This is a genomic window from Sphingomonas sp. Leaf33 (assembly GCF_001421785.1).
GTDB lineage: Bacteria > Pseudomonadota > Alphaproteobacteria > Sphingomonadales > Sphingomonadaceae > Sphingomonas.
In genome coordinates this window covers 18,672-32,245 of sequence record NZ_LMLB01000001.1, presented here as the reverse complement: position 1 = coordinate 32,245, position 13,574 = coordinate 18,672, and the positions used below count along the sequence as shown (strand labels likewise).

Genomic DNA, 13,574 nt, shown 5'->3' with positions numbered 1-13,574 from the left:
CCCCCCGCCGGCCGGTCGCGCTTGGCTTTCGCTTTCGCTCAGCCTGCGCTGCCGGCTAGTGCCGCCAGCAGCAGCAGCGCGACGATATTCGTGATCTTGATCATCGGGTTGACCGCGGGGCCCGCCGTATCCTTGTACGGATCGCCCACGGTGTCGCCGGTGACCGCGGCCTTGTGGGCTTCGCTGCCCTTGCCGCCGTGGTTGCCGTCCTCGATATACTTCTTGGCATTGTCCCACGCGCCGCCGCCGCTGGTCATCGAGATGGCGACGAACAGGCCCGACACGATTACGCCCAGCAGCATCGCGCCCAGTGCCGCGAAGCCCTGCGCCTGGCCCGCCACCGCGGTCATGATGTAATAGACCGCTATGGGTGAGACGACCGGCAGCAGCGAGGGGATGATCATTTCCTTGATCGCCGCCCGCGTGACGATGTCGACCGTCCGGCCGTAGTTGGGTCGGCTGGTCCCCGCCATGATGCCGGGGTTCTCGCGGAACTGGTCGCGGACGTCCTGCACCACGCTGCCCGCCGCGCGGCCGACCGCGGTCATGCCGAACGCGCCGAACAGATACGGCAGCAGCGCGCCGAGCAGCAGGCCGACGATGACATACGGGTTCGACAGGCTGAAATCGACCGTCACGTCGGGGAAGAACTCCTTCAGGTCGGTCGTGTACGCGCCGAACAGCACCAGCGCGGCGAGCGCGGCGGAGCCGATGGCATAGCCCTTGGTCACCGCCTTGGTGGTGTTGCCGACCGCGTCCAGCGCATCGGTGCGATGCCGCACGTCGTCGGGCAACCCCGCCATCTCGGCGATGCCGCCGGCATTGTCGGTGACCGGGCCGTAGGCGTCGAGCGCGACGACCATGCCGGCGAGTGCCAGCAGCGCCGTTGCCGCGAACGCGACGCCGATGATGCCGGCCAGCTGGTAGGTCGCGATGACCGCGACGACGATGACGAGGGTCGGCAGCGCGGTCGATTCCAGGCTGATCGCCAGGCCCTGGATGACGTTGGTGCCGTGGCCCGTCTCCGACGCCTTGGCGATCGACTTGACCGGGCGATAGGCGGTGCCGGTGTAATATTCGGTGATCCACACCAGCAGGCCGGTGACGGCCAGGCCGATCATCATGCACCAGAAGAGGTCCATCGCGGTGAACGCCTGGGTGCCCACCGCCTGCGCGCCCAGTACGGCTTCGGTCGTCAGGCTGTCGGTCGCGCCCTCCAGGAAGCCGGCGCCGCCGATAACCGCGTTCAGGTCACCGAACGCATATTGGAACACACCGTAGATCGCGAAGACCGACAGGCCGACGGTGACCCAGAAGCCCTTGTAGAGCGCGCCCATGATCGATCCCTTCGACCCCAGCCGCACGAAATAGGTGCCGATGATCGAGGTGACGATGCACACGCCGCCGACCAGCAAGGGCACCGACATCAGCGTCAGCAGCTCGGCCGACGATGCCTTTACCAGCAGCGCGATCGACACCATCGTCAGGCCGATGGTCACGACATAGGTCTCGAACAGATCGGCGGCCATGCCCGCGCAGTCGCCGACGTTGTCGCCGACGTTATCGGCGATGACCGCGGGGTTGCGGGGGTCGTCCTCCGGGATGCCGGCCTCGACCTTGCCGACCAGATCGGCGCCGACGTCGGCGGCCTTGGTGAAGATGCCGCCGCCCAGACGCGCGAAGATCGAGATGAGCGACGCGCCGAACGCGAGCGCGGTGAGCGCCTCGATCACTTCACGGTCGTTGGGCGCGACACCCGCCGGCCCGACGAGGTACCAGAAGATGCCGGCGATCGAGAGCAGGCCGAGGCCCGCCACCAGCATCCCGGTGATCGCGCCCGATCGGAACGCGAGCGTCAGGCCGCCCTGCAGCGACCCGCGCGCAGCCTCCGCCGTGCGCACATTGGCGCGCACCGAGATGTGCATCCCGACATAGCCCGCGACGCCCGACAGGATCGCACCGATCAGAAATCCGGCGAGCGACACCGCTCCGAGCGTGAAGAACAGGATGACGGCGACGACGACGCCGACGATGGCAATGGTGGTGTATTGGCGGCCCAGATAGGCCTTTGCGCCTTCCTGGATGGCGGCGGCGATATCCTGCATCCTGGCGTCGCCCGCGGGTGCCTTCAACACCTGCGAACTGGTGACGAGGCCATAGAGCACGGCGACGATGCCGCACGCGATGGCCAGATAAACGATTGTCATTGGCGATCTTCCCCTAATTCCTTCGACGCTACGCGAGCACATTCAGGAAACGGCCCGGCTCTTGTGCGGCTGGGTCCGAGATCAAGGAGGGGGAGGCTATAGAGGCGATTTAAACCGCGCAAGCCGCGTGAATTCAGCGGTGTAGCCAGCCGAGCGTGTCGGGAAGGGGGACGGGGGCGCCGGCGTCGGTCAGGGTCAGGCCGCGGCCGCGCGTGAAGCCGCCGATGCGCGTGGCGGGGGCGTCCGGAACGATATCGGCGGGAAGCGCGAACAGCAGTTCGTAATCGTCGCCCGCGGTCGCCGCCGCCATCCGGTCACCGCTCCACGCGCGGTATGCGGCGGACAGCGGAATCGCGGCGAGATCGATCGTCACCGCGCAGCCGCTCGCCTCGGCCATGCGCTGCGCATCGATCAGCAGGCCGTCCGACACGTCCATCATCGCGGTGACCTGGGGGCTGAGCGCCTGCCCTTCGGCAAGCCGCGGCGTCGGGCGGCGATAGCGTGCGGCGAGCGCGTCGGGGCCGGGCGCCCCTTGCGCGATGGCGAGGCCTGCGCCGGCGTCGCCGATCGTGCCCGTCACCCACAGCGCGTCGTCCGGCCGCGCGCCGCTGCGCTCCGGGGATCGCGCGGCGCGCCCGATCGCGGTCAGGCTGAAGGTCCGCCCCCCCGAAACCGTATCACCGCCCAGCAGCGCGCAGCCCAGCGCCCTGAGCGCCACGTCCAGCCCGTCGAGAAAGCCCGCATCCCACGCCGGATCGCCGATCGGCATCCCCAGCAGCACGCCTTCGGGCACCGCGCCCTTGCCCGCCAGATCGGACAGGTTGACCGCCAGCAGCTTCCACGCGACGTCGGCCGGCGGATCGTCGGCCAGGAAATGCACGCCCTCGACCAGCAGATCGGCCGTCAGCACCCACTCGCCCAGCCGTGCGGCATCGTCGGCGAGGCCGAGCGCGCCGGGGTGGAGCGGCAGGCGGCGCAGGCGGGCGAGGATGTCGCGTTCGGTCATCGCTTCGTGCCTCTCGCGCGGGCCTGACCGTCAGTCGCGTTGTGCGCGGACGTGGTGGCGGATCACTTCGTCGATGATGAAGCGCAGGAACTTCTCGGAAAATTCCGGGTCGAGCTGCGCTTCCTCGGCGAGCCCGCGCAGTCGCGCGATCTGCGCCTCCTCGCGCCCCGGATCGGCCGGGGGCAGATCGGCCTCGGCCTTGTAGCGGCCGACCGCCTGGGTCACCTTGAACCGTTCGGCCAGCATGAAGACCAGGGCGGCATCGATGTTGTCGATGCTCCGGCGATAGCGCTCCAGCGTCGGGTCGGTCATGGCCATGCTCTTTGAAGCGCCGGGCCGCAGGCCGCAAGGGTTGCCTTTCTCGGCCCCGCCCGGCATTTGCGGGCGCAGCATGACCGCCACCATCCACCGCCTGGGCGATAAGCGTCCGCCCTCGCTCGATCCGATGCTGGCGCTGGTCGCGCACGACATGAACCTCGTGAACACGGCGATCCTCGACCGGATGCGGTCGGACATCCCGCTGATCCCCGAGCTCGCCGGTCACTTGATCGCGGGCGGCGGCAAGCGGATGCGGCCGATGCTGACGCTCGCCAGCGCCAAGCTGCTCGGCTACCCCGGCACGCGCCACCACCGCCTGGCCGCCGCGGTAGAGTTCATCCACACCGCGACGCTGCTCCACGACGACGTGGTCGATTCGTCCGACCTGCGCCGCGGTCGCCGCACCGCCAACATCATCTGGGGCAACCCGGCGAGCGTGCTGGTCGGCGACTTCCTGTTCAGCCGCAGCTTCGAGCTGATGGTCGAGGACGGGAGCCTGAAGGTCCTGAAGATCCTGTCGAACGCGTCTGCCGTGATCGCGGAAGGCGAGGTCAACCAGCTGACCGCGGTGCGCAAGATCGACCTCTCCGAAGAACGCTATCTCGACATCATCGGCGCAAAGACCGCCGCGCTGTTCGCCGCCGCCTGCCGCATCGCCGCGGTGGTCGCCGAACGGCCCGAGAGCGACGAGGCCGCGCTGGATGCCTATGGCCGCAACCTGGGCATCGCGTTCCAGCTGGTCGACGACGCGATCGATTACACATCGGACGCGGGCACGATGGGCAAGGACGCCGGCGACGACTTCCGCGAAGGCAAGATGACGCTGCCGATCATCCTGGCCTATGCCCGGGCGGACGCCGAGGGGCGCCGGTTCTGGCAGGACGCGGTGATCGGACGCCGGTCGTCGGATGCGGACTTCGCCGAAGCCATCCAGCGTGTCCAGGCATCGCGCGCGGTCGACGACACCCTCGCCCGCGCGCGCCATTACGGCCAGCGCGCGATCGATGCGCTGGGCCGGTTCGACAACGGCGCGGCCAAGGATGCGATGATCGAGGCGGTCGAGTTCGCGGTCGCCCGCGCGTATTAAGTCTCGCCAGTGCCACCAATGCCCGTTCGTGCTGAGCCTGTCGGGCACCCATCAAAGTATTACTTTGATGGGACCTTGGCCGAAGCACCGTTCTTCGATCCGCGAGCGACATGTGTGCCGCACCAAGTACGGTGCTTCGACAAGCTCAGCACGAACGGGGTGGGGGCGGTCCATCTATTTGTGAGCGGCGTATGACCTTCGCCGTCGACATGGGGGTCGATACCGCCGGCCGCCCGATCGCCATCGACCTCGAGGAACTGCTCGCCACCCGCCTGCTGGTCCAGGGCAATTCGGGATCGGGCAAGTCGCATCTGCTGCGCCGTCTGCTGGAGGGCAGCGCGAATCAGGTCCAGCAGGTCATCATCGACCCCGAAGGCGACTTCGTGACGCTCGCCGACGCTTACGGCCATGTCGCGATCGAGGCGGTCGATTACGCCATTCCCGAACTGATCCGCTTCGCCGGCCGCGCGCGGGAACACCGCACGTCGGTCGTCCTCAGCCTCGAGGGGCTGGAGATGGAGGGGCAGATGCGCTCCGCCACCGCGTTCCTGATGGGGCTGTTCGACGCGCCGCGCGACCATTGGTATCCCGCGCTGGTCGTCGTCGACGAAGCCCAGATCTTCGCGCCGTCGGGCGGGGCGGAAGTGCCTGAGGAAGTGCGCCGCACGTGCCTCGGCGCGATGGCGAACCTGATGTCGCGCGGGCGCAAGCGGGGCCTGGCCGGCGTCATCGCCACGCAGCGGCTGGCGAAGCTCAGCAAGAACGTCGCGGCAGAGGCGTCGAACTTCCTGATGGGGCGCACCTTCCTCGACATCGACATGGCGCGCGCGGCCGACCTGCTGGGGATGGAGCGGCGGCAGGCGGAGGCGATTCGCGATCTGGCCCGCGGTACCTTCCTGGGCTTGGGGCCGGCGATCGCGCGGCGGCCGGTGACGGTGAAGATCGGACCGGTCGCGACCTCGGCGCGGTCGTCGAGCCCCAAGCTGGTCCCCCTGCCGACGGGGCCGGAAGAGGACGCCCGCGCGCGCCTGTTCGCCGATCTCGATCTGCCGCCGCCACCCCCGCCGCCGGCGCCCCCGCCACCATTGCCGGTCGGCGACGTGCTGCGCGACCTGGGGCCGCAGCCGAACCCCAACGGCTTCGACTTCCCCGAACCCGATGCGCCCGATCCGGACGTGGTGGTCGAAAACGCCCTGCGCGCGATCGTCGGCGATCCCGAGGCTGCGACCAAGCCGGCGGCGGTGCTGTACCAGGATTTCGGCGTGCGCTGCCGGATGATGGGGGTGCGCAAGCCGCCGCTCGACGTGAACGGCTTCGCCCGCCGGCTGTCGGCGGCGCGGGCGGGCATCTTCACGGCTCTGGAGGGCGAATGGGCCGAGGCGCTGGCGGCGGCGCAGGGGTTGCCCGACGATATGCTCGGCGCGTTCCTGCTGATCGCGCGGTCGGCGCGCGAAGGCCTGCCGACGCCCGACGATGCGGCGATCGCGCAGACGTACGGCACCAGCTCGCTCGGGCGCGCGCGGCGGATGCTGGGGTATATGGAAACGCGCGACATTATCGTGACGCGGACCGACCTGTCCGGGCGGCGATCGATCACCATCCCCCGGCTGGGGTGGAGCACGGCGTCGGCGGAGGGGTAGGCCTCACCCCTCTTCCGTCATTCCCGCGAAGGCGGGAATCCATTCTGGCTGAATGGAGTGAGCCTCACCACCTTCGGCGACTATCGATTCCCGCCTTCGCGGGAATGACGGAAGAGAGTGTAGGGAAGGATCATGACCGCGCTGCCGATTCACGCCGTCCTCCCAGACTTGCTCGCCGCCCTGCGCGGCTCGTCCAACGCCGTCGTCGTCGCGCCGCCGGGCGCGGGCAAGACCACCGCCATCGCGCCTGCGTTGCTCGCCGAACCGTGGTGCACCGGCGAAGTCCTGCTGCTCAGCCCCCGCCGGATCGCCGCGCGGGCCGCGGCCGAGCGGATGGCGGCGCTGGCCGGCGAGAGCGTCGGGCGCACCTTCGGCTATGCGACGCGGATGGACACCAAGCGGTCGGCGGCGACGCGGGTGACGGTCGTGACCGAGGGTATCTTCGTCAACCGCATCCAGGGCGATCCCGAATTGACGGGCGTGTCGGCGGTGCTGTTCGACGAGGTTCACGAACGCAGCCTCGATTCAGATTTCGGCCTGGCGCTCGCGCTCGACGCGCAGGCGGGGTTGCGGCCCGACCTGCGGCTGGTCGCCATGTCGGCGACATTGGACGGCGCGCGGTTCTCGGCGCTGATGGACGGCGCAGCGGTCATCGAGAGCGAAGGCCGGTCCTATCCGCTGACGCTGCGTCACATCGGCCGTGTCGGCGACGCACGGATCGAGGACGCGGTCGCCGCTGCGGTCCGCACCGCGTTGCGTGACGATGCTGGCGGCGTACTCACCTTCCTGCCCGGCGTCGCGGAGATCGAACGCACCGCCGAGCGGCTGGAGGGTATCCCGGGTATCATCCTCCACAAGCTCCACGGCCAGATCGACCCCGCCGCCCAGCGCGCCGCGATCGGGCCATCGGACGTGCGCAAGGTTGTGCTCGCGACATCGATCGCCGAAACCTCGCTGACGCTCGACGGCATCCGTATCGTCGTCGATTCGGGTCTGGCGCGCCGCCCGCGCTACGACCGCGCCGCGGGGATGACGCGGCTGGTGACCGAGCGCGCGAGCCAGGCCGCGGTCACGCAGCGCGCCGGTCGTGCGGCGCGGCAGGGGCCGGGCGTTGCGTACCGGCTGTGGGAAGAGGCGGCGACCGCCGGCCTGCCGCGGTTCGACCCGCCCGAAATCCTGGAGGCGGACCTGTCGGCGCTGACGCTGGCGTGCGCGATCTGGGGCGTTGCCGACCCGCGCGCGTTGCGCTGGCTCGATGCGCCGAGCGCGGCGGCAGTCAGCGAGGCGACGCAGCGGTTGGCGGCGCTGGAGGCCGTGGACGCCGATGGCCGCCCGACCGCGCATGGCCGCGCCATCGCCGCGCTGCCGCTCCCGCCGCGGCTGGCGCATATGCTGGTGCGCGCCGGCGAGATGGGGCTGGCGAGGACCGCGGCCGAAGCGGCGGTGTTGCTGAGCGAGCGTGGGCTGGGCGGGAACGACGTCGATCTGGAGTTGCGGTTGCGGCGGTGGAGGACCGAACGCGGCCAGCGGGCGGAGGCTGGGCGGCGGCTGGCGGAGCGTTGGGCGCGCCTGACGTCGTCGTCTCAGGACGGCGGGTCGGGGCGTGGGCTGGAAGTCGCCATCGCGCTCGCCTACCCCGACCGGATCGCCAAACGCCGCGACGCGTCGGGCGAAAGCTGGGCGTCGGCCGGCGGGCGCGGGTTCCGGCTCGATCCGACTTCCAGCCTCGCCCGCGCCGAATGGCTCGCGGTCGCGGAAACCGCCGGCATGGCGTCGGGCGCACGCATCCTGTCGGCCGTCGAGATCGACCGCGCGACGGTCGAGGCGCTGTTCGCGAGCCGCATCGTCACCCGCCGCTTCGTCGAGTTCGATCCCGCGACCGGCGGCGTCACCGCCGCGCGCGAGACGCGGCTGGGGGCGATCCGGCTCGCGTCCGGGCCCGATTCGGCGGCCGACCCCGACGAAATCGCCGCCGCGCTGCTCGAAGGTGTCCGTCGCCACGGTCTGTCGCTGCTGCCGCGGAGCACGTCCGCCGACGCACTGCGCACGCGGGCCACCTATGCCGGGCTCGACACGCTGTCCGACGAAGCGCTGATCGCGCATCTCGACGACTGGTTGCCCCCGCTGCTGACGGGCAAGCGGCGGCTGGAGCAGGTTGAAGGGCTGACCGGCGCGCTCGAAAGCCTGCTCGGCTGGGACGGGGTGCAGCAGGTCAACCGCCTCGCCCCGCCGCGGTTCACCGCGCCGGCGGGCTCGACTCACGAAATCGACTATGCCGCCGACGCCGGCCCGACCGTCGAGCTTCGTCCGCAGATGCTGTTCGGGCTCGCCGAGCATCCGACCGTCGGCGCGAATCGCGTGCCGCTGGTGCTGAGTCTCACGTCACCCGCCGGCCGCCCGATCCAGACGACGCGTGACCTGCCCGGTTTCTGGGCGGGGAGCTGGCACGCGGTCGCCAAGGAAATGCGCGGGCGCTATCCGCGGCATCCCTGGCCCGACGATCCCGCCGCGGCGTCGGCCACGCTCCGCACCAAAAATGCGGATGCGCGCGCGCGTGGGATTCGATAAGGAGCGCCTATGTCCGAAGCTCGTATCTTTCAGCGCCCCAAGAACGCCATGCAGTCCGGTCGCGCCCGCACGATGGTCTGGGTCCTCGAATTCGACCCCGCCGAGCCGCAGCAGCCCGACCCGCTGACCGGCTGGGCCGGGTCGCGCGACACGCGCAACCAGCTGCGCCTGACGTTTCCGACGTGTGAGGCGGCAACCGCCTATGCGCAGAAGGAAGGGTTGCCGTACCATGTGGTCCCGGCGCCCGAGCGGACGCTGAAGCTGCAGGCCTACGCGGATAATTTCCGCTGACCTCTGTGCTCCCGCGAAGGCGGGAGCCCAGGGTTATCGAGGTTCGCGCTGCGTGGCTCTAGGCTCCCGCCTGCGCGGGAGCACGGGGCGTTAGAGGCCGAGCAGTCCCGGCCCAAGCAGCGTCAGCAGCTTGACGTCGATCGCCATCCCGTCCGCCCGACGCGCTGCGACGTAATCCGCAATGTCCGTCAGCGAGACGCGGTGCACGGTGATGCCTTCGCCCGGCTCGCCGCCGCCGGCCGACACGCGCTCCAGCCCCTCGGCGCGGACCAGCGTGAAGCTTTCGCTGACCATGCCGGGGGAGGAATGGAAGTCGCCGATGCGGCTGACCCGTGCCGGGCGGTAGCCGGTTTCCTCCTCCAGCTCGCGCGCCGCGGTCGTCTCGACATCCTCGCCGTCGTCGACCAGGCCGGCGGGGAGTTCGAGACAGCGCCGACCGAGCGGTACGCGGTACTGGTCGACAAGCAGGACATGGCCGTCGTCGATGGCGAGGATCACCGCCGCTTCGCGCGCGCCGGTGCGGCCGACATATTCCCACCGCCCGCGGCGACGGGCGACGAGCCACTGGCCTTCCCAGACCGTCTCCTCCGCCGCATCGGCGTCGGGCACGCTCACAGCTCGATCAGCCGATCGGGCAGCTCGTTCACGTCGCCCTCGCTCACCGGAAAATGCTCGGCCAGCACCACGCCGATCTCGCGAACCGCCGCCGCCATCCCGTCACCGGGGCGGCCGTCCTTTACCGCCGCGATCAGGCTGGCCATCGCATGGCCCCAGACGTCGTCGGGGACGCGGCCGTGGATGGCTTCGTCGGCGATCAGTTCGGCACGGTGTTCAGCGAGACTTAGGTAGAGCAGCACGCCGGTCGCCGCGACGGTGCGCTTTTCGGCACCCGCGCGGAACATCTGCATCGCCTTGGCGCGCACCCGCCGCGTCTTGGTGGCGCCCGGCGTCAGCGCCATGCGGACGGCCAGCGGCGCAAAGGCCAGGCGGCAGAGCAGGAACGTCGCCGCCATCAGCACCAGCGCGATGGTGTAGTACGCTCCGGCCGGCACCGTTTCCGCCCAGCCGTCGACCAGCCGCAGGTGCACCCCCTCCGCCACGCCCGGGAACACCGCGAGCAGCGCGAGGACGAGCAGCATGACGATCACGCTCCATTGCAGCGCGACGTCGTGATATCTGTCGGACTGGCGCGCGACGATCGTCACGATCTCACCGTCGGTACTCGCCTCGGCTGCGGTCACGGCAGCCGCGACGGCGGCACGATCCTGGTCGGTCAGCCGCATCACCAGCTCCCCGAGGCGCCACCGCCTCCGAACGATCCGCCGCCGCCGCCGGAGAAGCCACCGCCGCCCCATCCGCCACCGCCGCCACTACCGCCGCCCCATCCGCTGCCGCTGCCGCGACCGGCCTCGCGACCGATCTCGTTGGCGATCGACCACAGGACGATCGGCAGTGCGCCGGACCCACCGTCGCCACGATAGCGGCGACCCTTGCCTCGACGGGCAAAGGACAGAAGGACGAAGACGACGACCATGCCCCAGAAGATCAGGCTGATCGGAAAGCCCCCGCCACCGCTGCGCCGCTGGCCCGTCCGGCTCTTGTCGAACTGCTTGACCGCGGCATCGACCTTGGCCTGCTGCTCTTCAGGGCTTGCCCGCAACTGTGCGACGATCGCGTCGGTGCCCGCTTCCATCGCCTGCGGGATCTGTCCGTCGCGCAGGCGCGGCATCATCTGCTGGTTGATGATCTGGCTCGACAGCGCGTCGGTCAGGATCGGCTCCAGACCATAGCCGACCTCCAGCCGCGGCCCGCGCTGGCCCGCCGGATTGTTGGGCGCGATGAACAGGATCGCACCGTTGTTGGCGTCCTTCAGCCCGACGCCCCAGGCTCGCCCGAGCTTGTAGCCGTATTCGTCCAGCGGATAGCCCTGCATGTCTCCGATCGTCGCGACGACCAGCTGGCGCTTGGTATCCTTCTGCAACCGGTCGAGCTTCTGCGTCAGCGACGCCTCGACATCCGGGGGCAGGACGTTGGCGTCATCGACGACGAAGCCGGTGAATTTGGGGAACGTCTGCGCGGCCGCAGGAGCGATCGCGACGACCGCCAGCAGGAGCGCCATGAGGATGCCCCAAATCCCGTTCGCGCTGAGCCTGTCGAAGCGCTGCACTTTCTTGCTCCTCGCGAGACAGAAGACGGACAGGGCTTCGGCCAAGGTCCCATCGAAGTAATACTTCGATGGGTGCTCGACAAGCTCAGCCCGAACGGGGAGGGTAAGGCGCCTAGTTGGTATTTCCAAAGGCGTTCGCCACCGACGGCGCGACCTCGGCATTCGGCGTCGTCGCCTGGAACGGCGTCAGCGGCTTGGCGCCGTAGAAGATCTTGGCGCCCACCGCGTCGGGGAAGGTGCGGATGCGGGTGTTATAGGCCTGCACCGCCTGGTTGTAGTCGTTGCGCGCGATGGTGATGCGGTTCTCGGTGCCTTCGAGCTGGCTCATCAGCGTGGTGTAGTTGGCCTGGCTCTTCAGCTCCGGATACGCTTCCTGCAGGCGCTGGAGCGACAGCGTCAGCGACCCTTGCGCGCGCTGGTACGCGGCCATCTTCGTCGGGTCCGACAGGTCGTCGCCCGACACCTGCACCTGGTTGGCCGATGCGCGGGCCTGGGTCACTTCGGTCAGGATCGCCTTTTCCTGCGCACCGGCGGCCTTCACCGTCGCGACCAGGTTGGGGATCAGATCGGCGCGGCGCTGATACTGGTTCTGGACGTCGGCCCATCGTGCCTTGGCGTTCTCCTCCGCGGTGGGAACGCTGTTCAGCCCGCAGGCCGTCAGCGACAGGGCGGCAACACCGGCAAATGCGACACGAAGCTTCATGGGACTTGTCCTCTCACCCTCAGGCGCGCAACATTTAAGCGGACGCCGGGTCGTTACAATGGGGAATCGTTTCGGCGGTGCAGGGAGGGACGGCAATGCTCAAGGAATTCAAGGCCTTCGTCATGCGCGGCAACGTGCTCGATCTGGCGATCGCGGTCATCATCGGCGCGGCGTTCGGCAAGATCGTGACCTCGCTGACCGAGGACATCCTGATGCCGGTGATCGGCAAGATCTTCGGCGGGCTCGATTTCTCCAGCTATTTCCTGGTGCTGGGCGACGTGCCGGCGAACCTGCAAGGGTCGACGGATTATGCCGCGCTCAAGAAGGCGGGCGTGCCGCTGCTCGGATACGGCGAGTTCGTGACGCAGGCGGTCAATTTCCTGATCGTCGCCTTCATCATCTTCCTGCTGCTGCGCGCCGTGAACACCGTGATGGTGAAGAAGGAAGAAGCCCCCGCAGCACCGGCACCCGAGGCCGCCGACGTCGCGCTGCTGCGCGAAATCCGCGACGAACTGCGCGCACGGCAGATGTGACGCAATCCTCCCTTGGAGAGGGGAGGTGGCCGGCGAAGCCGGTCGGAGGGGTGTCAACCTGTCCGGATGGCTGGATACCCCTCCGTCAGGCCTGCGGCCTGCCACCTCCCCTTGCAGGGGAGGATTGGTTAGGCCGCCGCGAGTTCCTCGGCGGTGGCATCCGCCAGGCTGGTGCCGTCGAGGATGCGGGCGGTTTCGTCGCGGACGCGGGCCATCGTGCGCCGGATCGCGCACGCCGCCTCGTCGCGGCAATCGGTGCAGGGACGATAGGCGGTGCGGCTGACGCACGGCACCAGCGCCAGCGGTCCTTCGATCACGCGGATGATCTCACCCAGCGAAATCAGGTACGGCGGACGCGACAGGCAGTATCCGCCCATCTTGCCGCGGTGCGAGTGGAGGAACCCGGCCTCGCGCAGGTCGGCCAGGATCAGCTCCAGGAACTTGCGGGGCACATTGGCGGCGGCGGCGATGCGGTTCATCGGCACCGGCGGGCCGCCCGCCGTCTGCGTCGCCAGGAACAGCATCGCGCGGAGCGCGTAGCGGGAACGCTGCGTCAACATGGGTCCCGCTCCTGCGCCGATAATGTGGCGGTGTGAAGGCCTTTCCATCCGCGCGCGGCCCCCCTATATCGGTCGGGCCGGCGGGCTTGCCCGTCCGGATATGGCGATAAAGGATTGCGTGCAATAGATGCAGCGGACCCGGGGGCAGTACCCGGCGGCTCCACCACAAGTGGTGGTGTACTTGGACACCGTTTCTGACGGGGCCGAACCAGGATCGACGTGTATTGAAAAGCGTATGTCTTTCGCTCGGAATGGGACCACCGCAACGGCCCATTACACAAGTGCCAACGATAACGAAGCACTCGCAATTGCAGCGTAACCCCAAGGCCTAACGGCTTAAGGTTATTCTAAAATGCGCGGTCGGGCGCACCGGGCAACAGAAGCGACTCCGGCGGTTTGGGGGGCACCGAGCAACAGAAGCTCCCCACTTTCCACCATATCGCTGGATCGACCGCCCAGAGCGGTTTCCGACCAATCTGCACCACCGTGACGGA

At 69.1% G+C, this 13,574-nt stretch carries 13 protein-coding genes and 1 other RNA gene; 6 read left to right on the top strand and 8 right to left on the bottom strand.

Annotated elements, in window-relative coordinates; all coding sequences use genetic code 11:
• Window positions 1-38 precede the first annotated feature (38 nt).
• The 3 genes from ASE86_RS00170 to ASE86_RS00160 form a co-directional block, all read right to left on the bottom strand.
• A complete protein-coding gene (locus ASE86_RS00170; protein ID WP_056421533.1) occupies window positions 39-2,207 on the bottom strand; it encodes a sodium-translocating pyrophosphatase in 2,169 nt (722 codons plus the stop codon).
• Between the two features lie 133 nt (window positions 2,208-2,340).
• Window positions 2,341-3,213, bottom strand: a complete 873-nt coding sequence (gene thiL, locus ASE86_RS00165; RefSeq protein ID WP_056421532.1) for a thiamine-phosphate kinase — start codon at window positions 3,211-3,213, stop codon at window positions 2,341-2,343.
• A 30-nt stretch (window positions 3,214-3,243) separates the two neighbouring features.
• Window positions 3,244-3,525 carry a chorismate mutase gene (locus ASE86_RS00160; RefSeq protein ID WP_056426311.1) on the bottom strand — a complete coding sequence of 94 codons (282 nt, stop codon included), beginning with the start codon at window positions 3,523-3,525 and terminating at the stop codon, window positions 3,244-3,246.
• Between the two features lie 79 nt (window positions 3,526-3,604).
• Here ASE86_RS00160 and ASE86_RS00155 point away from each other — a divergent pair, with 79 nt between their 5' ends.
• The 4 genes from ASE86_RS00155 (at window position 3,605) to ASE86_RS00140 (ending at window position 9,117) form a co-directional block, all read left to right on the top strand.
• Window positions 3,605-4,618, top strand: coding sequence for a polyprenyl synthetase family protein (locus tag ASE86_RS00155; protein ID WP_056421531.1), 1,014 nt, complete (start codon window positions 3,605-3,607; stop codon window positions 4,616-4,618).
• 191 nt (window positions 4,619-4,809) lie between these two features.
• Window positions 4,810-6,258, top strand: coding sequence for an ATP-binding protein (locus ASE86_RS00150; protein WP_056421530.1), 1,449 nt, complete (start codon window positions 4,810-4,812; stop codon window positions 6,256-6,258).
• A gap of 132 nt (window positions 6,259-6,390) precedes the next feature.
• Window positions 6,391-8,826 (top strand): ATP-dependent helicase HrpB, encoded by a 2,436-nt coding sequence (gene hrpB, locus ASE86_RS00145; protein WP_056421529.1) that lies wholly within the window; start codon window positions 6,391-6,393, stop codon window positions 8,824-8,826.
• Window positions 8,827-8,835: 9 nt separating this feature from the next.
• Complete coding sequence (locus ASE86_RS00140) at window positions 8,836-9,117, top strand: ETC complex I subunit (RefSeq protein ID WP_056421528.1); 282 nt, start codon at window positions 8,836-8,838, stop codon at window positions 9,115-9,117.
• Window positions 9,118-9,207: 90 nt separating this feature from the next.
• Here the strand turns inward: ASE86_RS00140 and ASE86_RS00135 are convergent, their stop codons facing one another.
• From ASE86_RS00135 to ASE86_RS00120, 4 genes are all read right to left on the bottom strand, one after another.
• Window positions 9,208-9,732: an NUDIX hydrolase gene (locus tag ASE86_RS00135; RefSeq protein WP_056421527.1), complete on the bottom strand. Its 525-nt coding sequence runs from the start codon at window positions 9,730-9,732 to the stop codon at window positions 9,208-9,210.
• Window positions 9,729-10,400, bottom strand: a complete 672-nt coding sequence (locus tag ASE86_RS00130) for a TPM domain-containing protein (RefSeq protein ID WP_056421526.1) — start codon at window positions 10,398-10,400, stop codon at window positions 9,729-9,731. The genes ASE86_RS00135 and ASE86_RS00130 overlap by 4 nt, the downstream gene beginning before the upstream one ends.
• Window positions 10,400-11,236, bottom strand: coding sequence for a TPM domain-containing protein (locus ASE86_RS00125; RefSeq protein ID WP_056421525.1), 837 nt, complete (start codon window positions 11,234-11,236; stop codon window positions 10,400-10,402). Before ASE86_RS00125 ends, ASE86_RS00130 begins: the two co-directional genes overlap by 1 nt.
• A gap of 160 nt (window positions 11,237-11,396) precedes the next feature.
• Window positions 11,397-11,987: a LemA family protein gene (locus tag ASE86_RS00120; RefSeq protein WP_056421524.1), complete on the bottom strand. Its 591-nt coding sequence runs from the start codon at window positions 11,985-11,987 to the stop codon at window positions 11,397-11,399.
• A gap of 95 nt (window positions 11,988-12,082) precedes the next feature.
• Between ASE86_RS00120 and mscL the strand changes: the two genes are divergently transcribed.
• The gene (gene mscL, locus ASE86_RS00115; RefSeq protein ID WP_056421523.1) at window positions 12,083-12,520 is read left to right on the top strand and encodes a large conductance mechanosensitive channel protein MscL; all 438 of its coding nucleotides are present in this window, start codon (window positions 12,083-12,085) and stop codon (window positions 12,518-12,520) included.
• 128 nt (window positions 12,521-12,648) lie between these two features.
• On the opposite strand, the gene ASE86_RS00110 is transcribed toward mscL, so the two are convergent.
• Window positions 12,649-13,080: an RrF2 family transcriptional regulator gene (locus tag ASE86_RS00110; protein WP_056421522.1), complete on the bottom strand. Its 432-nt coding sequence runs from the start codon at window positions 13,078-13,080 to the stop codon at window positions 12,649-12,651.
• 37 nt (window positions 13,081-13,117) lie between these two features.
• Here ASE86_RS00110 and ssrA point away from each other — a divergent pair.
• Window positions 13,118-13,509, top strand: a transfer-messenger RNA (tmRNA) gene (ssrA, locus tag ASE86_RS15555).
• Window positions 13,510-13,574 lie beyond the last annotated feature (65 nt).